This window comes from Pseudomonas sp. JL27(2026) (assembly GCF_056933555.1).
Window position 1 is genome coordinate 5,050,432 of record NZ_CM167794.1, and the last position, 21,774, is coordinate 5,072,205.

The 21,774-nt window shown below is 60.1% G+C and carries 21 protein-coding genes; 6 read left to right on the forward strand and 15 right to left on the reverse strand.

The genetic code is table 11. The features are described from left to right. The first annotated feature begins 31 nt into the window (after positions 1-31). The 4 genes from AC1Z1G_RS23015 (at position 32) to AC1Z1G_RS23030 (ending at position 4,335) form a co-directional block, all read left to right on the forward strand. Positions 32-1,054 carry an outer membrane protein assembly factor BamD gene (locus tag AC1Z1G_RS23015; protein WP_483622600.1) on the forward strand — a complete coding sequence of 341 codons (1,023 nt, stop codon included), beginning with the start codon at positions 32-34 and terminating at the stop codon, positions 1,052-1,054. 125 nt (positions 1,055-1,179) lie between these two features. Next, positions 1,180-1,413 (forward strand): PP0621 family protein, encoded by a 234-nt coding sequence (locus AC1Z1G_RS23020; RefSeq protein WP_483622601.1) that lies wholly within the window; start codon positions 1,180-1,182, stop codon positions 1,411-1,413. Then, positions 1,403-2,992, forward strand: coding sequence for a sensor histidine kinase (locus tag AC1Z1G_RS23025; RefSeq protein WP_483622602.1), 1,590 nt, complete (start codon positions 1,403-1,405; stop codon positions 2,990-2,992). The genes AC1Z1G_RS23020 and AC1Z1G_RS23025 overlap by 11 nt, the downstream gene beginning before the upstream one ends. After that, positions 2,989-4,335, forward strand: coding sequence for a sigma-54-dependent transcriptional regulator (locus AC1Z1G_RS23030; RefSeq protein ID WP_483622603.1), 1,347 nt, complete (start codon positions 2,989-2,991; stop codon positions 4,333-4,335). The genes AC1Z1G_RS23025 and AC1Z1G_RS23030 overlap by 4 nt, the downstream gene beginning before the upstream one ends. A gap of 64 nt (positions 4,336-4,399) precedes the next feature. On the opposite strand, the gene thiO is transcribed toward AC1Z1G_RS23030, so the two are convergent. From thiO to AC1Z1G_RS23065, 7 genes are read right to left on the reverse strand one after another with little or no spacing between them, the layout of a single operon-like run. Next, the gene (gene thiO, locus AC1Z1G_RS23035) at positions 4,400-5,500 is read right to left on the reverse strand and encodes a glycine oxidase ThiO (RefSeq protein ID WP_483622604.1); all 1,101 of its coding nucleotides are present in this window, start codon (positions 5,498-5,500) and stop codon (positions 4,400-4,402) included. A gap of 57 nt (positions 5,501-5,557) precedes the next feature. After that, positions 5,558-5,959 (reverse strand): type IV pilin protein, encoded by a 402-nt coding sequence (locus tag AC1Z1G_RS23040; protein ID WP_347902090.1) that lies wholly within the window; start codon positions 5,957-5,959, stop codon positions 5,558-5,560. Between the two features lie 15 nt (positions 5,960-5,974). Further along, positions 5,975-9,082 (reverse strand): pilus assembly protein, encoded by a 3,108-nt coding sequence (locus AC1Z1G_RS23045; RefSeq protein ID WP_483622605.1) that lies wholly within the window; start codon positions 9,080-9,082, stop codon positions 5,975-5,977. Beyond that, on the reverse strand, positions 9,069-9,557 hold the full coding sequence (locus tag AC1Z1G_RS23050) for a pilus assembly PilX family protein (RefSeq protein ID WP_483622606.1): 489 nt from the start codon (positions 9,555-9,557) through the stop codon (positions 9,069-9,071). The genes AC1Z1G_RS23045 and AC1Z1G_RS23050 overlap by 14 nt, the downstream gene beginning before the upstream one ends. A gap of 10 nt (positions 9,558-9,567) precedes the next feature. Beyond that, positions 9,568-10,278 carry a PilW family protein gene (locus AC1Z1G_RS23055; protein WP_483622607.1) on the reverse strand — a complete coding sequence of 237 codons (711 nt, stop codon included), beginning with the start codon at positions 10,276-10,278 and terminating at the stop codon, positions 9,568-9,570. Next, positions 10,275-10,724 (reverse strand): type IV pilus modification protein PilV, encoded by a 450-nt coding sequence (gene pilV / locus AC1Z1G_RS23060; RefSeq protein WP_483622608.1) that lies wholly within the window; start codon positions 10,722-10,724, stop codon positions 10,275-10,277. Before pilV ends, AC1Z1G_RS23055 begins: the two co-directional genes overlap by 4 nt. Beyond that, on the reverse strand, positions 10,721-11,194 hold the full coding sequence (locus AC1Z1G_RS23065) for a GspH/FimT family pseudopilin (protein ID WP_483622609.1): 474 nt from the start codon (positions 11,192-11,194) through the stop codon (positions 10,721-10,723). Before AC1Z1G_RS23065 ends, pilV begins: the two co-directional genes overlap by 4 nt. A gap of 122 nt (positions 11,195-11,316) precedes the next feature. Between AC1Z1G_RS23065 and AC1Z1G_RS23070 the strand changes: the two genes are divergently transcribed. Further along, positions 11,317-11,865 (forward strand): GspH/FimT family pseudopilin, encoded by a 549-nt coding sequence (locus AC1Z1G_RS23070; RefSeq protein WP_483622610.1) that lies wholly within the window; start codon positions 11,317-11,319, stop codon positions 11,863-11,865. On the opposite strand, the gene ispH is transcribed toward AC1Z1G_RS23070, so the two are convergent. The 6 genes from ispH to murJ all read right to left on the reverse strand — a co-directional run bounded on the left by ispH (position 11,842) and on the right by murJ (position 19,382). Then, positions 11,842-12,789 carry a 4-hydroxy-3-methylbut-2-enyl diphosphate reductase gene (gene ispH, locus AC1Z1G_RS23075; RefSeq protein WP_483622611.1) on the reverse strand — a complete coding sequence of 316 codons (948 nt, stop codon included), beginning with the start codon at positions 12,787-12,789 and terminating at the stop codon, positions 11,842-11,844. The two genes, AC1Z1G_RS23070 and ispH, sit on opposite strands and share 24 nt — an antisense overlap. A gap of 191 nt (positions 12,790-12,980) precedes the next feature. Then, entirely contained in the window at positions 12,981-13,418 is a 438-nt protein-coding gene (gene fkpB / locus AC1Z1G_RS23080; protein ID WP_483627974.1) for an FKBP-type peptidyl-prolyl cis-trans isomerase, read from the reverse strand. Between the two features lie 7 nt (positions 13,419-13,425). Then, the gene (gene lspA, locus AC1Z1G_RS23085) at positions 13,426-13,938 is read right to left on the reverse strand and encodes a signal peptidase II (RefSeq protein ID WP_483622612.1); all 513 of its coding nucleotides are present in this window, start codon (positions 13,936-13,938) and stop codon (positions 13,426-13,428) included. After that, a complete protein-coding gene (gene ileS, locus AC1Z1G_RS23090; RefSeq protein WP_483622613.1) occupies positions 13,931-16,762 on the reverse strand; it encodes an isoleucine--tRNA ligase in 2,832 nt (943 codons plus the stop codon). Before ileS ends, lspA begins: the two co-directional genes overlap by 8 nt. A 13-nt stretch (positions 16,763-16,775) precedes the next feature. Then, the gene (gene ribF / locus AC1Z1G_RS23095; RefSeq protein ID WP_483622614.1) at positions 16,776-17,714 is read right to left on the reverse strand and encodes a bifunctional riboflavin kinase/FAD synthetase; all 939 of its coding nucleotides are present in this window, start codon (positions 17,712-17,714) and stop codon (positions 16,776-16,778) included. A 129-nt stretch (positions 17,715-17,843) separates the two neighbouring features. After that, the gene (gene murJ, locus AC1Z1G_RS23100; RefSeq protein WP_483622615.1) at positions 17,844-19,382 is read right to left on the reverse strand and encodes a murein biosynthesis integral membrane protein MurJ; all 1,539 of its coding nucleotides are present in this window, start codon (positions 19,380-19,382) and stop codon (positions 17,844-17,846) included. Positions 19,383-19,633: 251 nt separating this feature from the next. Here murJ and rpsT point away from each other — a divergent pair, with 251 nt between their 5' ends. Continuing rightward, a complete protein-coding gene (rpsT, locus tag AC1Z1G_RS23105) occupies positions 19,634-19,912 on the forward strand; it encodes a 30S ribosomal protein S20 (protein WP_007901883.1) in 279 nt (92 codons plus the stop codon). A 183-nt stretch (positions 19,913-20,095) separates the two neighbouring features. Here the strand turns inward: rpsT and AC1Z1G_RS23110 are convergent, their stop codons facing one another. Both AC1Z1G_RS23110 and proB read right to left on the reverse strand, forming a co-directional pair. Continuing rightward, positions 20,096-20,560: a CreA family protein gene (locus tag AC1Z1G_RS23110; protein ID WP_347902103.1), complete on the reverse strand. Its 465-nt coding sequence runs from the start codon at positions 20,558-20,560 to the stop codon at positions 20,096-20,098. An 11-nt stretch (positions 20,561-20,571) separates the two neighbouring features. Continuing rightward, positions 20,572-21,690 carry a glutamate 5-kinase gene (gene proB / locus AC1Z1G_RS23115; protein ID WP_483627976.1) on the reverse strand — a complete coding sequence of 373 codons (1,119 nt, stop codon included), beginning with the start codon at positions 21,688-21,690 and terminating at the stop codon, positions 20,572-20,574. Between the last annotated feature and the right edge of the window lie 84 nt (positions 21,691-21,774).

Sequence of the window (21,774 nt, forward strand, 5' to 3'; positions counted from 1 at the left end):
GACAGCGGCCGTCATAGGGACGCAAGCCGCCATGCAAGTGAAACACCTGCTGCTGATCGCCATCCTCGCATTGACCGCTGCTTGCTCATCGAAGGAAGTCGTAGACGAGAACCTGAGCGAGGTCGAGCTGTACCAGCAGGCGCAGGCCGACCTGGACAACCACAGCTATACCAGCGCCACCGCCAAGCTCAAGGCCCTGGAATCGCGCTATCCGTTCGGTCGCTACGCCGATCAGGCTCAACTCGAGCTCATTTATGCGAACTACAAGAACGCCGAGCCTGAGGCTGCCAAGTCTGCCGCCGAGCGTTTCATCCGTCTGCACCCGCAGCACCCGAACGTCGACTACGCCTATTACCTCAAGGGCCTGACCTCCTTTGACCAGGACGTGGGCCTGCTGTCGCGTTTCCTGCCGCTGGACATGACCAAGCGTGACCCGGGCGCTGCCCGCGACTCCTACAACGAGTTCGCCCAGCTGACCAGCCGCTATCCCAACAGCCGTTACTCGCCTGACGCCAAGCAGCGCATGATCTACCTGCGCAACCTGCTGGCGGCCTACGAGATCCACGTGGCCGACTATTACCTGACCCGTCAGGCCTATGTTGCCGCGGCCAACCGTGGCCGCTACGTGGTGGAAAACTTCCAGGAAACCCCAGCGGTCGGCGACGGCCTGGCGGTCATGGTCGAGTCGTACCAGCGCATGCACCTGGACGAACTGGCCAACACCAGCCTCGAAACCCTGAAGCTCAACTACCCGAACCACCCGACCCTGGTCGACGGTCAGTTCACGCCTCGCGTGGCCGAAGCCGACAACCGTTCGTGGCTGAGCAAGGCTACCCTGGGCCTGATCGAATCTCGTCCACCGCTGCCGCCAGGAGAAACCCGCGCCAACCAGGACGTCATGAAGCAGTTCCAGGACGCCAAAGACGCGATTCCGGCCGACCTCAAGCCTAAAGACGCCAATGGCGACGCGGTCGAGGAAGAACAGCACGAAGCAGAAGGCAACAATAGCGACCGTTCGTGGTTCAGCTACATGACCTTCGGCGTATTCGACTGAAGCCTGCGCAGCACCCAAAAGGGAGACTTTCGAGTCTCCCTTTTTTATTGCCGCGTTTTATTGCGCTGTGCGCTGTGCGGGTCCTTGGCTAAACTGCCGGATCATTAGTCGAGAAGCTGGCCACCATGTTTCGTTTACTGTTCTGGATCGCACTGATTGCTGCCGCGGTATGGCTCTGGCGCAAATTCAAGAGCCCTGCCAATAACCACCCTGCGCCCGGCGAGCAGAGCGCTGCGCCCATGGTCCGCTGCGCCCATTGTGGCGTGCATGTGCCCCGCGACCGGGCGCTGATGCTTCAACAACAATGGTATTGCAGCCAGAAACATCTGGAGCAAGGCCCCGGCTCACGTGATCGCTGAGGCGATCAGTCCCGACGGCAAACAGGCGCAGCGTCTGCTGCGCCTCTATCATCTCTACCGTTTAAGCATCGGCATCGTTCTGGTGCTGCTGATCTCCAGCAACCTGGACAACCAGTTGCTGGAGTTCGCCAATGACGAACTGCTGCGCAACACCAGTTGGCTCTACCTGGTGCTGAACATCCTGCTGGTGGTGTTTCTCGAAAACCCCCACCGTCACGGGCAAATCTTCAGCCTGGCCCTGGTCGACGTGCTGCTGCTTTCAGTGTTGTTCTACGCTGCTGGCGGAGCTGCCAGCGCCGTCGGTAACCTGTTGATCATCTCCGTTGCCATCAGCAACACCCTGCTGCGCGGGCGCATTGGCCTCTTGATTGCGGCGGTGGCGGCTATCGGCATCGTGTTTTTGAGCTTTTACCTTAACCTCAGCCACTCGACAGGCGTCAGCAGTTACTTGCAGGCCGGCACCCTCGGCGCCCTGTGCTTCGCGGCGGCGTTGCTGGTGCAAGGATTGACCCGGCGCCTGGAACTCAGCGAAACCCTGGCCGAACAACGGGCCAGCAAAGTGATCGGCCTGGAAGCCCTCAATGCGCTGATCCTGCAACGCATGCGCACCGGCATTCTGGTGCTGGATGACCAGCGTCGGGTGCAACTGGCCAATCAGAGCGCCCTGAGCCTGCTGGGCGTGCATGACCTGAGCGGCCAGTTAATCGACACCCACGCACCGCCGCTGGTCGAACGCCTGCAGCTGTGGCTCAACAACCCGACCTTGCGCCCCCAAAGCCTGAAAATCGCCAGCAATGGCCTGGAGCTGCAACCCAGCTTTATCGCGCTGGGCCAGCCCCTGCAGCACCAGACCCTGGTGTTCCTCGAAGATCAGGCTCAGGTGGCGCAACAGGCCCAGCAGCTCAAACTGGCCGCACTAGGGCGGCTGACGGCCGGTATCGCCCACGAAATCCGCAATCCGCTGGGCGCGATCAGCCATGCGGCGCAGTTGCTGCGCGAATCCGAGGAACTGACCAGCGGGGACCGACGTCTGACGCAGATTATCCAAGACCACTCCCAGCGCATGAATCGAGTCATCGAAAACGTCCTGCAACTCTCCAGACGCCAGCCCACCGAACCGCAACGGCTCGACCTCAAGGCCTGGTTACAGGACTTTGTCCACAAAATACGGGCCAGCGGACCGCAACAGCAACCTGTCCACGTACGGATCACCGAAGGCCACTTCATCACCCTGATGGACCCGGACCAACTGACCCAGATTCTCGACAACCTGGTGCGCAATGCCTGGCGTCACAGCGCCATGCTGCACTCGCAGGCGCAGGTCTGGCTCTCGCTGTTCATCGACCCGCACAGCCAGTTGCCGACCCTGGAGGTGCTGGACGACGGCCCCGGCGTGGCGCCGGAGCAGCACACGCATCTGTTCGAACCCTTCTTCACCACCAGCAACCAGGGCACCGGCCTGGGTCTCTATCTGTCCCGTGAGCTGTGCGAAAGCAACCAGGCCCGCCTAGACTTCATTCCACGCCAAGGCGGCGGCTGCTTTCGCATCACCTTTGCTCACGGACGGAAACAAAGTTGAAGACAAGCCCACGGCAAAAAGTCCTGATCGTCGATGATGAACCGGATATCCGCGAACTCCTGGAAATCACCCTGGGCCGGATGAAACTCGACACCTTCAGCGCACGCAATGTCGACGAGGCCCGCGGTTTGCTGGCTCAGGACGCGTTTGACCTGTGCCTTACCGACATGCGCCTGCCGGATGGAACCGGCCTGGAACTGGTGCAACACATCCAGCAACGTTATCCACAGGTGCCGGTGGCGATGATTACCGCCTACGGCAGCCTCGAAGTCGCGATCAATGCCCTCAAGGCCGGGGCCTTCGACTTTCTGACCAAACCGGTCGACCTGCTGCGTTTGCGTGAACTGGTCGGCAGCGCCCTGCGCTTGCCGGCAACCGGCGCGGCGAATACCACCCTCGACCGACGCCTGCTGGGCGACTCGTTACCCATGCGCAGCCTGCGCCAGCAAGTCGACAAACTCGCCCGCAGCCAGGCTCCGGTGTACATCAGCGGCGAGTCCGGTAGCGGCAAGGAACTGGTGGCGCGGCTGATCCACGACCAAGGCCCGCGTGCAAGCCAGTCCTTTGTACCGGTCAACTGTGGGGCAATTCCGTCCGAGTTGATGGAAAGCGAGTTCTTTGGCCATCGAAAAGGCAGTTTCAGTGGCGCTATCGAGGACAAACCAGGATTGTTCCAGGCGGCCCACGGCGGCACGCTGTTCCTTGACGAGGTCGCCGACCTGCCGCTGGCCATGCAAGTCAAGTTGCTGCGGGCGATCCAGGAAAAAGCCGTGCGCAGCGTGGGTGGCCAACAGGAAACAGTGGTCGACGTGCGAATCCTTTGCGCAACTCACAAGGACCTGGATGCCGAGGTCGCCGCCGGACGCTTTCGCCAGGATTTGTACTACCGCCTGAATGTCATCGAGCTACGCGTTCCGCCCTTGCGCGAACGCCGAGACGATATCGAGCTGCTGGCCGGCAACGTGCTCAAGCGTCTGGCAGCAGACAGCGGCTTGCCGCCCGCCCGCCTCCACCCACAAGCGCTGGACGCCCTGAAAAACTATCGTTTCCCAGGCAATGTGCGCGAACTCGAGAACATGCTCGAACGAGCCCACACCCTGTGCGAGAACAAGCAGATCGAAGCTGGCGACTTGCGCCTGGCGGACGGCAATTGCAGCGCCGAGCCCGGCGCACCGGACCTGACGCAAATCGACAACCTTGAGGACTACCTGGAAGACATCGAGCGCAAACTGATTCTTCAGGCCCTGGAAGAAACCCGCTGGAACCGCACGGCGGCGGCTCAGCGCTTGAACCTGTCGTTTCGGTCGATGCGCTACAGGCTCAAGAAACTGGGCCTGGAATGAGGGTCCCTGTGGCAAGGGTGCTTGCTCCCTTGCCACAAAAACATCGCCACATGGCCTATGGGCTTCAGATCCGCCCAGCAGGCGCATACGGTGCCGGATCAATGATCGGCGTCCGGCCCAGCATCACATCCGTAAACAACTGACACGACGCCGGCGCCAATACCAATCCATTCCGGTAATGCCCACAGTTCAGCCAAAGCCCTTCAAACCCCGGCACCGCCCCAATGTAGGGAATGCCTTCCGGCGAACCCGGCCGCAGCCCCGCCCAATGCCCGACCACCTCGGCATCCGCCAGGGCCGGAATCAACTCCACCGCCGAAGCCTTGAGGCTTTCCAGTGCCGATTCGGTCGGGGTTTTGTCAAAGCCTTCGTGCTCCAGCGTGCTGCCGATCAGGATGTGGCCATCGCGACGGGGAATGGCGTAACGGCCCTTGGCCAGGACCATGCTCGAGAGAAAGTCCGAGGCGCACTTGTAGAGAATCATCTGGCCTTTGACCGGCTCGACCGGCAACGCCAGGCCAAGGGTCTTGAGCAAATCGCCGCTCCAGGCACCCGCAGTCAGTACCACCTGATCGCCATGGATCGGGCCTTTCGACGTCTGCACGCCCACCACGGCCTCACCTTCACGAATGAACGAGCTGACCTCGCACTGCTCGTGAATGGTCACGTCGGGCAGCGCCAGCAATGCCGCCTTGAGGGACTTCACCAGCCGCGGGTTACGCACATTGGCCACATCCGCCATGTAGATCGCCCGTGAAAACCCGGCGCCCAACACCGGCACCGCATCGTGGGCAGCCGAGATATCCACGGCGCTCAGCGGCCGGTTTTCCCGCTTGGCCCAGGCCAGTGCATCGGCCTCGTCATCCAGGTCCAGCCAGTACAGCCCCGTGGTGTGCACCTCGGGATCGACCCCTGTCGCGGCGAACAAACGCTCGGCCAGTTGTGGATAAAAATCCTGAGACCAATGTGCCAATGCGGTGACCGCCGGGCTGTAGCGCCACGGGTACAGCGGCGAAACAATACCGCCACCGGCCCAGGACGACTCCTGCCCGACATTCGAGCGATCCAGCAGAGTCACGCCCAGCCCTTGCGTCGCGAGATTGAACGCCGTCAGCAGGCCGATCACTCCGCCACCGACAATCACCACTTGCTGTTGCCTGACCATTTTCTGATCCAACCATTAAAAAGACAGGGGGCGCAAAACGCGCCCCAAAAAGAAAACTCAGCGGCCCCAGCAATCCTTGGTGGTCAGCCCGGTAGTTGCGTTGTTCATGCCCCGCACGCCCGTGTTGGTGAGGGTGAAATCCCCGCACTTGTCGCCAGCCATGGTGGTGCCGGCCTTGCGCACGGCCGTCAACAGGAAGGTTTGATCCGTAATCGTTGCGGTGAGGGTGTAGTAATCATTGCCGGTGCTGACACCCGTGGCGTTGGTGTAGACGTTGTTCTTTGAATAGAACCGCTCCAGGTTTTGCGCCTGATCCGACAACAACCCGGCGATTTCCGTGCGGTGGCTGCGTTTCACGTATTCGGTGAGGATCGGGGTAAAAATCGTCAGGAGAATCCCTAGAATTGCCACCACGATCATGATTTCGATCAGGGTAAAACCTTGGTTGGATCTACGCATTGCCTCAACTCTCGCTTACTGGATTTGTCGCCACATGATGCGACGGCTGCCACCCCCGGATTTCTCCACCAACGTGGTGATGCCGCCACTGGAATCATTCACGATCTTGCGGCTCGCGCTATTGACGATCGCGTTCAGGGTGGGAATGCCACCGGTGAAAATAACCCCGCTGGATATGCTGTCCGTGCTGTCGACCAGGCCATCGCCATTGGTGTCGAGCACCGCATAGTTGAGCATCTTACCGCTGAATGCATCGAGTTCGACCAGTTTGCCGGTGCCAAAACTCGCGCACGGGTCCGAGGTGTCCACGCCTGCGGTGGTAAACACGATCCGCCCGAGCACCAGACTTGCCTGGTTGATGACCCGCTCGCCGGTCAGCACGTTGTTGTACACCAGCGGTAAATACCAGCCGTTCTGCGCCGGATACGTGACGTTATTCTGGGAGGTGGTGATGAACTGCCCTCCTGCACTCCCCGTAAATACGCCAGTGATGGACTGGGCCTGCAGCGTCGACACGGTGATTTGCCCCGAACCGCCATCTGCATCCCATACCGCGTAGAAACCCTGCAAGTCCTTACTGACCTTGTCTGCCGTCTCGTTGAGCTTCCCGGTACCGAAAAACACCTCTTTGCCGCTGACTGGGTTGTCCGCCAGCAAGGGTTGCGCGGTGATCGGCTGCGTTGCGCCACCTGGCGTGGTGAACAGCGGTTTGCCGGAAAATGCCACGCCCCAACTGGCGACGTTCGAACTGCTCAGGTCGAACTTCCACATCCGCCCTTTCAGATCACCGCCATAGGCCGCCTGCACAATACTTTGCGAATCGACCTTGAGCTTGACCGACGACAAGCCATTGGTGGTTTCAGTGCTGTCGATCACGATTTTCCTGATCAGTGATCCGTCACGAATATCCACCACGTACAACGCCGCCACTCCCGAGTTGCTCCCGTAACCGTTGGAAATGAAGGCGGCCCAACGCCCATCCGCCAAACGCGCGACCTCGGGGCGGGAATAGGCATACCCCAGGTCGTTGAAGACGTTCGCCGTGTTGGCGGTGGTCGGCGCGCTGATTTCCCACAACGCGTTGGTCACGTTCCCCGCCGACGCATCGAACAACTGCACCGCGTAAAACGTCTTGCCACCGGCCCCTACACCGCCCAGGGCCAGGGTTTTCCACGTGCTGCTGAGCTGTGCATCAAACACACCGACCTGGCCGTCATTGAGAAACTTGTGGCTGGTGCCATTGATGTAGCCCGTGTCGGCAATGAAATGCAGCGACGGTAGAACGCTTGAGGGCATGTAACCGTATCGGCGAGCGCCGTTGACGGTGTTGATGACGTTCACAAAACCGTCATTGGCATTGACCACCAGGCTGGTGTTCATGTTGGCGGCCTTGGCGGTCAGGAACGTGCTGTAACTGGTGCTGCCAGTCAGGTCCGAAGCCGTTTTGTCGCTGGGTGAGGCCAGAGCCAAGGGGGAGTTGACGATGTCGCCCAACAGTACGCTTCGCACTTTCAAGCCGGTTTTATTGGTGCCCTTGCTCCACTCCACCAGGTCACTGCCGGTGATACCGGCCGGCAGGTTCTGACTGAGGGTGGTCTGTTGCGCGCTGGAAAAATTACCGTAACCGAGGGTCACGGCCGCATTGGTGGTCGTGTTCCAGGACTGATAGGTCGGCGCCGCAGCCCCCGGCACGATGGCCGTGTCGGTGGTCCACAGCACCGACGCGGTGTCCACGGCGCCGCTGGCGGTGAAACCAAAGGACTTGATGGTGCCGCGCCAGTCCCTGGGGTCGTAGGTGGTCTGGTAATAACTGGAGCCGCTGGCCAGTGTGGTGCTGCTGGTCACGCCACTGCCACCAGAGCCGGCCTTGGCGGTGATGTCGCTCAAGGCCGAGGACAACGCAGTGTTGAGGCTGGCGCTGTCATTGGACTGGTAGTACTTGCCCTGCCCGTAGTTGGCCGCATCCGACAACATCTGATTGGCGGCGGTGAACCCTACGGTATAGGTGTTCATGTTTTGCTTGGGAAAATCGGTCGAGTCCCAGCTTTTGCCTGCGGCATCAGTACCATTAGAGAGCATGTCAATGTCGAAAGCGAACTTGGCGATGTCATCCAGGTAGAGAGTGTCGCCCTCGTTATCTCCCTTGAGATTGTTACCGTCATTGTTGATTCCGTCCCAGTTGGGCAGGTTTTTACCGCCCAAGGGATCGTTGGGAGGGAACGTTCGGTCATAGGTGGGCAAGCCGTCTGTGATTACCACACCATAGTTTTTCTGGCAGCGATACTGGATCGGGCGGGTATAGGTTTTCGGCGTCGAATTGTAGTAGGGCGTCATGCCGCGAAAATAGCGAGTGATCTCATAGTAGGTTTCCGCCAGCGGAGTGTTGGTCACCGCACTTAAGCCATTGATGGCGGATGTCAGTGCGTTGTAGTTCGCATCGGCCTGGGCCTGGGTCACGCTGCCGCTGACCGGCACCAGATCACTGACAGATCGGACGATGTATCCACCATTCCCTGAGTCGTTGTTGACCGGCGGATTGAAGGTCGCAAGACCAATACGCAGTGAGCGGTTACTGGTAACCAACGCAGTGGAAACGTTGCGCGCCACGTTAATGCGGTAGTCGTTGGGTATCGAGCCGTCGGTAAAATCACGGTTCTTACCATTGGCCAGGCTTACCAGGTAGGAGATGTAGTCGTCGTAGTAACGGGTGTTGCCGTTGCCCACCGGGTCAGGGAGCTTGAGGCACAACGGCGTCGTGCTGTTGTTGTAGAACGCGTAGTAACCGCTGGAACAACCGGACGTCGGCAGGCTGGACAAAAAAATCGGATCACCAACGATGTCGGAACCGCTAACGCACCCGAAGAAAAAGTAATTGCATTGTCGGGCCGGGGTTCGTGAAACCGTCGGGTCGAACCCGGTGGCATAAATGATGCTGTTCATGCTCCCCGAATCGTCAATCAGCAACATGACATTGGGTGCCACCGCCGCCGCGCTCAACAGGGGCGAATCCGAAGGAGTGAAGGCATAAGCCGGTGCCGTGAGATACAGACCCAACAGGGCGCCACACAGCAGTTTCGACAACCCATGCCATCCACGGCTGTGGCGAGCCTTAATACTTGGCATAAACACTCTCCAGCACGCTGCGCACATTCAGGTTATTGGCGGCAAACCCCACCGCCGTGACCCGATACAGCGTCGCCGAGGTGTTACTGGGCACATTGACCGCATTCAGTGTGGTGCCGATATTTTGTACCGCGTAAAAGCCACTGCCGGCAGCGATCCAGGTCACTCCCGAGGTGGCGTTGGTCCCGGCAGCCGTAACCACCGAAGATTCGGCGGGCGGCGCGCACTGGGTGGTATTGGCACAGACCGCCAGGGTGTAGGTGCCCAGTTGCACCGCACTCTCACCGATACGCAGTGCCACTTCCGCACTCTGAAAGGTCTGGTTGCGCATCGTGACACCGCCGGCCATTTTTTCCTGGAGGGTGGCGTTCTGCAGCGAGGAAATACCGATCAGCGTCAGCAGCAGCAGAAACACCAGGCTCATGAGCAGCGCCATGCCACGCTGGTTATCGGCCTTGCCGGAAAAAAGGGTCATGGGCATCTCCCTACATCAGCCGGTTGCGCAAAGCGGCAGCCACGTTAAACGTCTGATTACGCACGCGGTTGCCGGGGTCGGTCAGGGTCAGTGTCAAACGCACACTGCGAATCAGCGCCGGGTTACTCGGGTTGGTGGTGTAACTCGATGCGGCAACATCGGTGGCACTGGTGGCGATGCCAAAGGTCACGTTGAACGCACTGACATTGCTCACCAGTACCGCCGAAGTGGTCCCGGTGCCCGTGGACATCAGGAGCTGGCCACCGCTGAAGGTGTAGACCAACCGCCTGATGGGGAACGCCAACTGCCCGGCAGCGGCAGCATGGACACCGGTGTACGCGGTGGCACCGGTTCGGCAATCGGAAACCACCGTCCAGGTAGGCGCCCCGCCGTTAGCGCCGACATCCGACGTAACAAGGGTCAGTTTGAGCGCGGTATTGTCCCAACTGACCGGCGCGATCTGGCTGGCATTGAAGTCACCGGCCGAACTGGCATCGGTGATCGTTGCCAGGCAACCGAACATGCCGACCATGCGAATTTCCTGAATCATCTTGCTCAGGACAAAACGCGCGTCCTCCTGCATGGCCGCCGCTGCCCCTTGATTGATGTAGGTGTTTTTCGCCGAAATGAATATCTGCGCCACGCCCAGCACCACGATCAGGCTGATGGCCAATGCAATCATCAGTTCGATCAGGCCGAAGCCTCGGGAGTTTTTGTTCATGGCGAGGCCACCGGGTCGACGGTGGCACGGCTGGTCAGTACAAAGCTGCGGGTGCTGCCGGACACACCCGTGGCCCGCGAGTCGTTCCACTGGATGGTGATGGTGTACACCCGCTGATTGAGAGTGATGCTGCCGGTAGCGGTCGGACCGCCGAAACTGGTGATGTTGGTGGTGAAGTCGTACAGGTCCTGATCCCGCGCAACGTTCAAGTTGCCCGAAGTCGGCGGCGTGACGGTGTAATCGGCGGCCGAGTTGGCGCGGATCCGGTCCATCATGTCGTAGGCGATGAAACTCGCTTGGCTGGTCATCAGCGAACTGTCGGTGTATTTCAAGGCATTGAGTTGAATCGCCGCCGCGCCCAGCAAACCGACCGCCAGAATCAGCAACGCAACCAACACCTCGATCAACGTCATGCCGTCCTGTGCACGCTTGCTCCCTGCTATCATCCGCAACTTCCACCCAAGACAATCCGTCCGTTCAGACACACGCTGAGCGTCCTGCTCTGCGCCCCCAGTGCGTAACTGATCACCACCGCCGTGGCCGGGGCCGCCAACCCGCCCAGGTTATTGAAATCAATGTTGGTCACTCCAGAGGTTAGCGTCAGAGTCGCGCCGCTGCTCATGGCCGGAACAACCCGCAATACATTCGCCGGCGTACCGGTGCTGTCATAAACCGACAACTCCCCAGTCCAGACGCTGCCGCCCGCCGTGGGCCTGATCCGCGTGGTGATGCCCCGGTCCATTGCCTCCAGGCGTGCGTAATTGATCCCGCGTTGCAGGTCGCTGATCTCGGTATCGGCTTTGGTCCGCTGGATAGTCCCGGTGAACGCCGGCACAGCCAGGGTGATCAGGATTGCCAGCACCGCCACCGCAATCATCAACTCGATCAGGGTGAAACCTTTTGAACGATGTTTCATCGCTGCCCTCCGCTGCCAACGACTACACCTAGCTCTACACGCTAGAACATTCGACCGATAGCCGCAGGGTTGATTTGCCTCCTATTGCACAAACTCACAGCCACTCCAGGGAAGGAGCCGTCATGCATCAAAAGGGGTTTGGCCTGATAGAACTGCTCATCGGACTGGCAATCACAGCGATCGTTCTACAACTTGCCGTGCCGGCACTCAGCGATTACGCCGAAGGGGTGCGCCGTGAAACAGCGGCGCAACACCTTGCCAGCGGCATGCGCAACGCCCGCAACGAAGCCATCCTGCGCAATCAGGTGGTGGTCATGCACGCGCTGGAAGAGGATTGGAGTCGAGGCTGGCGAATCATTCTGGACCGCAATGGCAAAGGCCATGAGGACGCCAGCAATCCGCTGCTGCTTGAGCATCAGGACAGCGCAGACATCCCGATCGTCGGTAATCGGCCGGTCAAACTATTTGTGCGCTTCAGCAGCCTGGGGGAACCATTGATGCCCAGTGGTGCGTTCCAGGCCGGGACGCTGCACATTTGTGCCGCACGCGAACCTGTCAGCCACCATCAGGTGGTGCTGTCGCCCACGGGTCGGGTCAGCCTGCGCAGCAACAAGGCCGGGCAGGCCTTGTGCGCGGGAGGAGAGGAATCAGAGCAGGGAGCGAACGCGTAGCTCTTTGGGCATGGAGAACGTGATGTTCTCCTCACGACCAGCCAGTTCATCGGCACCGGTAGCGCCCCAGGCCTGTAATTGCTGGATAACGCCACGCACCAGCACTTCCGGTGCCGAGGCCCCGGCGGTGATGCCAATACGCTCGACACCCTCGAACCAACTGCGCTGCATGTCTTCGGCACCGTCGATCAGGTAGGCGGGCGTGGCCATCCGTTCGGCCAGTTCACGCAGGCGATTGGAGTTGGAGCTGTTCGGGCTGCCGACTACCAGCACCACGTCACATTCATCAGCCAGTTGCTTGACCGCATCCTGGCGGTTTTGGGTGGCGTAGCAGATGTCGTCCTTGCGCGGGCCGCCAATGGCCGGGAAACGTGTGCGCAGGGCATCGATCACGCGGCTGGTGTCGTCCATCGACAAGGTGGTCTGAGTCACAAACGCCAGTTTTTCCGGGTTGTGTACTTGCAACGCGGCGACGTCCTTTTCGTCTTCGACCAGGTAGATCGCGCCGCCATTACTGGCGTCGTACTGGCCCATGGTGCCTTCGACTTCCGGGTGGCCGGCATGGCCGATCAGGATGCACTCACGACCGTCGCGGCTGTAGCGGGCCACTTCGATGTGCACCTTGGTCACCAATGGGCAGGTGGCATCGAACACTTTCAGGCCACGGCCGGCCGCTTCGGTACGCACAGCCTGGGAAACGCCGTGGGCACTGAAAATCACGATGACGTCGTCGGGTACCTGATCCAGCTCTTCAACGAAGATCGCCCCGCGTGCGCGCAGGTCTTCAACGACGAATTTGTTGTGGACCACTTCGTGGCGCACATAGATCGGCGGCCCGAAAACTTCCAGGGCGCGGTTGACGATTTCGATCGCCCGGTCCACACCGGCGCAGAAGCCACGGGGGTTGGCGAGTTTGATGTGCATGCTGTGCCTCGTGTCTTGCGCGCAAGAAATAGTATTGCCACCTGTCATTCGAACAATGGACTCGAAAACGGTGAAATCCAATGTGGGAGCGGGCTTGCTCGCGAAAGCAGTGTGTCAATCGACATTAAAGTTGAATGTGATGACGCTTTCGCGAGCAAGCCCGCTCCCACATTTTGACCGTGCTCGGTCAGTTACAGCGCTTTGACGTTGATGATCTCGACGTCAAAGGTCAATGTCTTGCCGGCCAGCGGGTGGTTGAAGTCGATGGTCACCTGGGCGTCATCGAACGCTTTCACCACACCGGGCAGCTCGGTATTCGCCGCATCGTTGAAGATCACCAGCAAGCCTTCGGACAGTTCCATGTCCTGGAACTGCGAACGCGGGATGATCTGCACGTTTTGCGGGTTGGGCTGGCCAAAGGCGTTTTCGGGCGCGATTGCCAGGGTGCGCTTGTCGCCAGCCTTGAAACCGAACAGCGCCGCTTCGAAACCTGGCAACAGGTTGCCGTCGCCGACCTTGAAGGTCGCCGGGGCTTTATCGAAAGTACTGTCCACGGTGTCGCCGTTCTCCAGGCGCAATGCAAAGTGCAAGGTGACTTCCGTGTTCTGGCCGATGCGTTGCTCAGCCAATACCTGTTCAGTCATGAACGGCTTCTCCGGTTTTCTTGCTTTTGAACATATCCAGCGCGAGCATCACGGCCCCGACGCTGATGGCGCTGTCGGCAAAGTTGAACGCCGGGAAATACCAGCGGTTCTGCCAATGCACCAGAATGAAGTCGATCACATGGCCCAGGGCGATGCGGTCGTACAGGTTGCCCAGCGCGCCGCCGAGTACCAGGGCCAGCGCAACCGCCAGCCAGGTTTCGTTGCGCCCCAGACGCTTGAGCCAGACCACCAGCACCGCGCTGACCACAATCGCGATCAGGGCAAACAACCAGCGCTGCCAGCCGGAGCTGTCAGCCAGGAAGCTGAAGGCCGCGCCGGTGTTGTAGGCCAGGGTCCAGCTGAAGTAGTCGGGAATGACCACGATCTGCTGGTACATGCTCAGTGAACCTTCGAAGTAGAACTTGCTGGCCTGGTCAATGACCAGGACCAGCACGCTCAACCACAGCCAGCTCAGCCGTCCGAAACGGCCAGCAGCGTTAGGCATAGTGACGAACCTCGCCAGCGCCGCTGATGTTGTCGACGCAACGGCCACAGATTTCAGGATGCTCTGGGTTTACGCCGACATCTTCGCGGCAGTGCCAGCAACGGGCGCACTTGACGAAGCTCGACTTGACCACTTTGAGTTTCAGGCCGCTGACTTCGGTTTCCACCGCGTCCGCTGGCGCTTGCACGAACGGTGCAATGCTGGCGGTCGAGGTGATCAGCACGAAGCGCAGCTCGTTGCTCAGTTTGGCCAGGTCGGCGCTCAGGGCGTCTTCGGCGAACAGCGTCACTTCGGCTTGCAGGTTGCCACCGACGGCCTTGGCCGCACGCTGGATTTCCATTTCCTTGTTGACCGCTACCTTGACCGCCATGATCCGGTCCCAATACGCGCGACCCAGTTCGAAGCCTTCCGGCAGCTCGGTCAAACCTTCGTACCAGGTGTTGAGCATCACCGATTCGTTGCGCTCGCCCGGCAGGTATTCCCACAGTTCGTCGGCGGTGAACGCCAGGATCGGCGCGATCCAGCGGACCAGCGCTTCGCTGATGTGGAACAGCGCGGTTTGTGCCGAACGGCGGGCCTTGCTGTTGGCGCCAGTGGTGTACTGACGGTCCTTGATGATGTCGAGGTAGAAACCGCCCAGCTCCTGCACGCAGAAGTTGTGGATCTTGGAGTAGACGTTCCAGAAGCGGTATTCGCCGTAGTGCTCTTGCAACTCGCGTTGCAGCAGCAGGGTGCGGTCCACGGCCCAACGGTCCAGCGCGAGCATTTCTTCGGCCGGCAGGATGTCGGTGGCCGGGTTGAAACCGCTCAGGTTGGAAAGCAGGAAGCGCGCGGTGTTACGGATCCGCCGGTAGGCGTCGGCACTGCGTTGCAGGATCTGGTCGGACACCGCCATTTCGCCGGAGTAATCGGTCGAAGCGACCCACAGACGCATGATGTCGGCGCCCAGGGTGTCGTTGACTTTCTGCGGCGCGATCACGTTGCCCAGTGATTTGGACATTTTGCGGCCCGCTTCGTCGACGGTGAAACCGTGGGTCAGCAGTTCGCGGTACGGCGCGTGGTTGTCGATGGCGCAACCGGTCAGCAAGGACGAGTGGAACCAGCCACGGTGCTGGTCCGAACCTTCCAGGTACAGGTCGGCACGCGGGCCGGTTTCGTGGCCCATCGGGTGCGAACCACGTAGGACATGCCAATGCGTGGTGCCCGAATCGAACCAGACGTCGAGGGTGTCGCTGATCTTGTCGTACAGCGGCGCTTCGTCACCCAGCAGTTCGGCGGCGTCCATCTTGAACCAGGCTTCGATGCCTTCGACTTCGACGCGCTTGGCCACAACTTCCATCAGTTCAACGGTGCGTGGGTGCAGCTCGCCGCTTTCCTTGTTCAGGAAGAACGGGATCGGTACGCCCCAGTTACGCTGACGGGAGATGCACCAGTCCGGACGGTTGGCGATCATCGAGTGCAGACGCGCCTGGCCCCAGGCCGGAACGAACCGGGTGTCCTCGATGGCTTTGATGGCGCGTTTGCGCAAGGTGTCGCCAGTTGCTGGCTCTTTGTCCATGCCGATGAACCACTGCGCGGTGGCGCGGTAGATCAGCGGGGTCTTGTGACGCCAGCAGTGCATGTAGCTGTGTTCGATGACGGTGGTGTGCAGCAGCGCACCGACTTCGGTCAGCTTGTCGACGATGGCCGGGTTGGCTTTCCAGATGAACTGACCGCCGAAGAACTCCAGCGCCGGCACGTAAACGCCGTTGCTTTGCACCGGGTTCAGGATGTCGTCGTTGACCATGCCGTACTTCTTGCAGGTCACGAAGTCGTCTACGCCGTAGGCTGGCGAGGAGTGAACCACGCCGGTGCCGGCGCCCAGTTCAACGTACTCGGCCAGATAAACCGGCGACAGGCGATCGTAGAACGGGTGACGGAAGTTGATCAGTTCCAGCGCTTTACCGGTAGTGGTCGCGATGACCGACCCTTCCAGGCTGTAACGGGCCAGGCACGACTCGACCAGCTCTTCAGCCAATACCAGCAGTTTGTCGCCGACATCGACCAGGGCGTAGTTGAATTCCGGGTGGACGTTCAGCGCCTGGTTGGCCGGGATGGTCCACGGGGTGGTGGTCCAGATCACGATCGAAGCAGGTTTGCCCAGCGACGGCAGGTCGAAAGCGGCAGCCAGTTTGGCTTCGTCGGCAATCGGGAACGCAACGTCGATGGTCGAGGACTTTTTGTTCTCGTACTCGACTTCCGCTTCAGCCAGGGCCGAACCACAGTCAAAGCACCAGTTCACAGGCTTGAGGCCCTTGAACACGAAGCCGCCCTTGACGATTTCAGCCAGGGCACGGATTTCACCGGCCTCGTTCTTGAAATCCATGGTCTTGTACGGGTTGGCGAAGTCGCCCAGCACGCCGAGGCGGACGAATTCGGACTTCTGGCCTTCGATCTGCTCGGTGGCATAGGCGCGGCACAGTTCGCGGGTTTTATCCGCGCCCAGGTTCTTGCCGTGGGTCACTTCGACTTTGTGCTCGATCGGCAGACCGTGGCAGTCCCAGCCCGGAACATAAGGCGCGTCGAAACCCGACAGGGTTTTCGAGCGGATGATCATGTCCTTGAGAATCTTGTTCAGCGCATGACCGATGTGAATCGTGCCGTTGGCGTACGGAGGACCGTCGTGAAGTACGAACTTCGGACGATCCTTGCCAATCTCGCGCAACTTACCGTACAGGCCAATGCTGTCCCAGCGCTGCAGAATCTGCGGTTCGCGCTGAGGCAGGCCGGCCTTCATTGGGAAGGCGGTGTCCGGAAGGTTTAGCGTGGCTTTATAGTCGGTCATTTATGGCTCTTCATTAGCGATTGGCGCTAGGTGCGGCATGGGCACGGGCGGCGGCGACATCCGCATTGATCGCCGTCTTAAGCGCCTCCAGAGAGGCGAAACGCTGCTCTTCACGCAGCTTGTGGTGGAAAACCACCGTCAAACGCCGGTCATACAGATCGCCGGCGAAATCCAGGAGATGTACTTCAAGGTGGGCTTTGCCATCACCTGCAACCGTGGGTCGAACGCCGATATTGGCGACGCCTTGCCAGGTCTTGCCGTCGATGTCGACACTGACCAGGTAAACCCCGGACAGCGGCACGCGACGACGCTTGAGTTGCACGTTGGCAGTTGGCGTGCCCAGTTGGCGCGCCAGCTTCTGACCGTGCAGCACCCGTCCGGCAATCCGGAACGGACGACCGAGCAACCGCTCGGCCAAGGCAAAATCAGCGGCGGCCAGGGCATTACGCACCTGGGTGCTGCTGACGCGTAACCCGTCCAGTTCCACGGTCTGCGCCGCTTCGACGGTAAAGCCCTGAACGATCCCGGCCTGTTGCAGGAAATCGAAATCCCCTACCCGATCACAGCCGAAACGGAAGTCGTCGCCGACCTCCAGATGCTGCACACCGAGGCCGTCTACCAGAATAGTGTCGACGAACTCGGCGGCGCTGAGCTTGCTCAACCGTTGATTGAAGGCCAGGCACAGGACCCGGTCAACCCCTTCATTGGCCAGCAACTGCAACTTGTCGCGCAAACGCGCCAGACGGGCCGGAGCCGTGTCCGGGGCGAAGAATTCACGCGGCTGGGGCTCGAAAATCACCACGCAGCTGGGCACGCCCAACTCGAGCGCACGCTCACGCAGCCTGCCCAGGATAGCCTGGTGACCACGGTGAACACCGTCAAAGTTGCCAATAGTGGCGACACAGCCCCGATGCTGGGGGCGCAGATTGTGGAGGCCTCGAACCAGCTGCATAACGCGCTTCTTGCTCATAAAGTGGCCGATTATAACCACACCCGGCGACGGACGACAGGCAACACCGTAACCCAAAGTGATCGAACCGACAAAACCTCTGCCAGACCTGCGTTTATCGAGGCAATTTGTTCAGCTCAACGCCTTGCGGTTGAAGTCCCGCAGACGGAAGCCCATCAGCGCCAGCATCCCGAAATAAGCCACCACACCAGCGACCACCAACGCCCCCAAGCGCAGGAAACGCTCCAGCATGTGGCCCTGACCCCACGCGGGCATAAAGTGCATCAAGCCCAGCAGAACCGCCGACATCACCGTTACGGCCACGATCAGCTTGAGCCCGAACAGGCCCCAGCCTGGCTGCGGCTGATACATCTGTTGTTTGCGCAGTTGATAGAACAACAGGCCGGCGTTGAGGCACGCACCGGCGCTGATGGCCAGGGCCAGACCGGCGTGCTTCAAGGGCCCGATCAAGGCCAGGTTGAAGAGTTGCGTCACGATCAGCGTGAAAATCGCGATTTTTACCGGCGTGCGAATGTTTTGTTGCGCATAAAAACCCGGCGCCAGCACTTTAATCACGATAATCCCGAGCAATCCGACCGAATAAGCCACCAGCGCTCGCTGGGTCATCGCGGCATCGAATGCACTGAACTGGCCGTACTGGAACAGCGAAACCGTCAGCGGCTCGGCCAGAATCCCCAGCGCCAGCGAGCACGGCAGCACCAGCACGAAGCACAGGCGCAGCCCCCAATCGAGAATCCGCGAGTATTCGTGACGATCCTTGCTGGCGTAGGTCTTGGCCAGCGTCGGCAGCAAAATCGTGCCCAGCGCCACGCCCAGCACGCCGGACGGCAGCTCCATCAGGCGGTCGGCGTAGTACATCCACGACACGGAACCGGCTACCAGGAACGAGGCGAAAATGGTGTTGATGATCAGCGAAATCTGGCTGACCGAAACCCCGAGGATTGCCGGCAGCATTTGCTTCATCACGCGCCAGACGCCGGTGTCGCGCAGATTCAGGCGCGGCAGTACCAGCATGCCGATCTTTTTCAGGTGTGGCAGTTGATAGAGCAACTGCGCCAGGCCACCAGCCAGCACGGCCCATCCCAGCGCCATGACCGGCGGATCGAAGTACGGCGTCAGGAACACCGCAAAAACGATCATGCTGACGTTAAGCAGCGTCGGCACGAAGGCGGGCACCGAAAAACGGTTGTACGTGTTAAGGATCGCCCCGGCCAGCGAGGACAGGGAAATCAGCAATATATAGGGGAACGTCACCCGCAGCAGGCTGGAGGTCAGCTCGAATTTTTCCGGTGTATCGGTAAAACCCGGCGCCGTGGCCCAGATCACCCAGGGCGCGGCGATCATCCCCACAATAGTGACCAGCGCCAGTACCAGCGTGAGCAAGCCCGACACATAAGCGATGAAGGTTCGAGTCGCCTCCTCGCCCTGCTGGCTTTTGTATTCCGCAAGAATCGGCACAAACGCCTGGGAAAATGCCCCCTCGGCAAAGATCCGCCTCAGCAGATTGGGCAGTTTGAAGGCAATAAAAAAGGCGTCCGTGGCCATGCCGGCACCGAATATGCGGGCAATAAGGGTGTCACGCACAAAGCCCAGAACCCGGGAAAGCATCGTGATAGAGCTGACGGCGGCCAACGATTTAAGCAGGTTCATTGAAGAGTTTTTGCCTGTCGATAAACAGCAGGCGAACAAAGCGCCCACTTATGCGATACTCCGCGCCGCAACAGCACAGAGCCAAAGCTCGCGAGTTTACAGGTCAAGCGCCGGAAATAAATATCCCGCCTCTTTAGATCGACCACTCAGCGGAACGCATCACCCGCCCTTGACAAGACTTCAACTCATCGGCATGATTCGCGGCCTATTTTGTTTGCTATTTCCTAAAAAGTCTTTCGAGGAGCTCGACGGTGGCCAACACACCTTCCGCCAAAAAACGTGCAAAACAGGCTGAGAAGCGTCGCAGCCACAACGCCAGCCTGCGTTCCATGGTTCGTACCTACATCAAGAATGTAGTTAAAGCCATCGACGCAAAAGACGCTGCTAAAGCGCAAGCTGCTTACGTTCTGGCCGTGCCAGTTATCGACCGCATGGCCGATAAAGGCATCATCCACAAGAACAAAGCTGCTCGCCATAAGAGCCGCCTGAATGGCCACGTAAAGGCTCTGAACGTTGCCGCTGCTGCCTAAGCGACACGCTCATTAAAAAACCGACCCCAGGGTCGGTTTTTTATTGCCTGCGATTTAGTGAATGCAGCGCAAAAAAATGTGGGAGCGGGCTTGCTCGCGAAGAGGCCATAACATTCAACATCTTCATTGACTGTTACACCGCCTTCGCGAGCAAGCCCGCTCCCACACTAGACCTGCATCAAATTACTGAGCGTGCGCCCACGGCAGGATCGGGATCGCGGTCACGGCATTCTGCGGACTACCCTCGATCACGCGGTCGCTATAGACCAGGTACACCAGGGTATTGCGCTTCTTGTCGAGGAAGCGCACCACTTGCATGGTCTTGAACACTAGGGACGTGCGCTCCTTGAACACTTCCTCGCCATCCTTGAGCTCACCCTTGAAATTGATCGGCCCGACCTGACGGCACGCAATCGACGCTTCCGCACGATCCTCGGCCAGACCCAAACCACCCTTTACACCACCCGTCTTGGCGCGCGACAGATAGCACGTCACACCCTCAACTTTCGGATCATCAAAAGCCTCGACCACAATCCGGTCATTCGGCCCAACCAACTTGAACACGGTCGAGACCTGACCAATTTCTTCCGCCGAAGCCAGCAGCGGCATCGCCAACAGCAGACCCAACAATCCTTTCGCCATGCGCATACGCATTTTCCTTAAACCAGAATCAGGTTATCGCGGTGAACCAACTCAGGCTCCGCCATATAACCGAGTAAACCCACAATCGCCTCAGACGATTGACCAATGATCTTTTGCGCCTCGAGCGCACTGTAATTGGCGAGCCCGCGAGCGATCTCACGACCGTCCGGCGCCACGCACACCACCATCTCGCCACGTCGGAAACTGCCCTGAACCAGCTTCACACCCACCGGCAGTAAACTTTTGTTGCCCTGAGACAACGCCGACACCGCCCCCTCATCCAGCACCAGCGTGCCGCGAGTCTGTAAATGCCCGGCCAGCCACTGCTTGCGCGCCGCCAGCAAGCCGCGCTCCGGCGACAGCAAAGTGCCGATGCGCTCGCCCGCCTTCAAACGATCCAGCACACGCTCCAGGCGCCCACCCACGATAATCGTGTGAGCCCCCGAACGCGCCGCCAGGCGTGCCGCGCGCAACTTGGTCTGCATGCCGCCACGACCGAGCGCACCGCCCGTACCGCCCGCCACCGCATCCAGAGCAGGATCATCGGCACGCGCCTCGTAAATCAGCTTGGCATCGGGATTATTGCGCGGGTCCGCGTCAAACATGCCGTCCCGATCGGTCAGAATCACCAGCAAGTCAGCCTCGACCAGGTTGGCCACCAGCGCTGCCAGCGTGTCGTTGTCGCCAAAACGGATTTCATCAGTGACCACGGTGTCGTTCTCGTTGATCACCGGGATCACCTTGAGCTCGACCAGCGCGCGCAAAGTGCTGCGGGCGTTCAGGTAGCGCTTGCGGTCAGACAAGTCGTCATGAGTCAGCAGAATCTGCGCAGTGTGCCGGCCATGCTCGGCAAAGCTCGACTCCCAGGCCTGCACCAACCCCATCTGACCGATGGCGGCCGCCGCCTGCAATTCATGCATCGCACTGGGTCGTACGGTCCAGCCAAGGCGACTCATGCCGGCCGCCACCGCCCCGGAGGACACCAGCACCAGCTCGACGCCTGCCTCGTGCAGCGCCACCATCTGCTCAACCCAGACGCCCATCGCTGCGCGATCCAGCCCCTTGCCATCCGCCGTCAGCAAAGCGCTGCCGATCTTCACGACCCAACGCTGCGCACCTGTCACCTTGCTCCGCATCATCTTCAACCCTGGCTTGAGGGCAGCGCGACCCAGCGCTGCCCGTAACGTTATTCGTGACTACCGATTTCCAGATACCAAAAC

What these genes read in the sequence shown, in the direction of transcription:
- AC1Z1G_RS23015 (WP_483622600.1), top strand. Translation starts at nt 32, where the DNA reads ATGCAAGTGAAACACCTGCTGCTGATCGCCATCCTCGCATTGACCGCT.
- AC1Z1G_RS23020 (WP_483622601.1), top strand. Translation starts at nt 1,180, where the DNA reads ATGTTTCGTTTACTGTTCTGGATCGCACTGATTGCTGCCGCGGTATGG.
- thiO (WP_483622604.1), bottom strand. Translation starts at nt 5,500, where the DNA reads ATGGTCAGGCAACAGCAAGTGGTGATTGTCGGTGGCGGAGTGATCGGC.
- AC1Z1G_RS23040 (WP_347902090.1), bottom strand. Translation starts at nt 5,959, where the DNA reads ATGCGTAGATCCAACCAAGGTTTTACCCTGATCGAAATCATGATCGTG.
- AC1Z1G_RS23045 (WP_483622605.1), bottom strand. Translation starts at nt 9,082, where the DNA reads ATGCCAAGTATTAAGGCTCGCCACAGCCGTGGATGGCATGGGTTGTCG.
- AC1Z1G_RS23050 (WP_483622606.1), bottom strand. Translation starts at nt 9,557, where the DNA reads ATGACCCTTTTTTCCGGCAAGGCCGATAACCAGCGTGGCATGGCGCTG.
- AC1Z1G_RS23055 (WP_483622607.1), bottom strand. Translation starts at nt 10,278, where the DNA reads ATGAACAAAAACTCCCGAGGCTTCGGCCTGATCGAACTGATGATTGCA.
- pilV (WP_483622608.1), bottom strand. Translation starts at nt 10,724, where the DNA reads ATGATAGCAGGGAGCAAGCGTGCACAGGACGGCATGACGTTGATCGAG.
- AC1Z1G_RS23065 (WP_483622609.1), bottom strand. Translation starts at nt 11,194, where the DNA reads ATGAAACATCGTTCAAAAGGTTTCACCCTGATCGAGTTGATGATTGCG.
- AC1Z1G_RS23070 (WP_483622610.1), top strand. Translation starts at nt 11,317, where the DNA reads ATGCATCAAAAGGGGTTTGGCCTGATAGAACTGCTCATCGGACTGGCA.
- ispH (WP_483622611.1), bottom strand. Translation starts at nt 12,789, where the DNA reads ATGCACATCAAACTCGCCAACCCCCGTGGCTTCTGCGCCGGTGTGGAC.
- lspA (WP_483622612.1), bottom strand. Translation starts at nt 13,938, where the DNA reads ATGCCTAACGCTGCTGGCCGTTTCGGACGGCTGAGCTGGCTGTGGTTG.
- ileS (WP_483622613.1), bottom strand. Translation starts at nt 16,762, where the DNA reads ATGACCGACTATAAAGCCACGCTAAACCTTCCGGACACCGCCTTCCCA.
- ribF (WP_483622614.1), bottom strand. Translation starts at nt 17,714, where the DNA reads ATGCAGCTGGTTCGAGGCCTCCACAATCTGCGCCCCCAGCATCGGGGC.
- murJ (WP_483622615.1), bottom strand. Translation starts at nt 19,382, where the DNA reads ATGAACCTGCTTAAATCGTTGGCCGCCGTCAGCTCTATCACGATGCTT.
- AC1Z1G_RS23110 (WP_347902103.1), bottom strand. Translation starts at nt 20,560, where the DNA reads ATGCGCATGGCGAAAGGATTGTTGGGTCTGCTGTTGGCGATGCCGCTG.
- proB (WP_483627976.1), bottom strand. Translation starts at nt 21,690, where the DNA reads ATGCGGAGCAAGGTGACAGGTGCGCAGCGTTGGGTCGTGAAGATCGGC.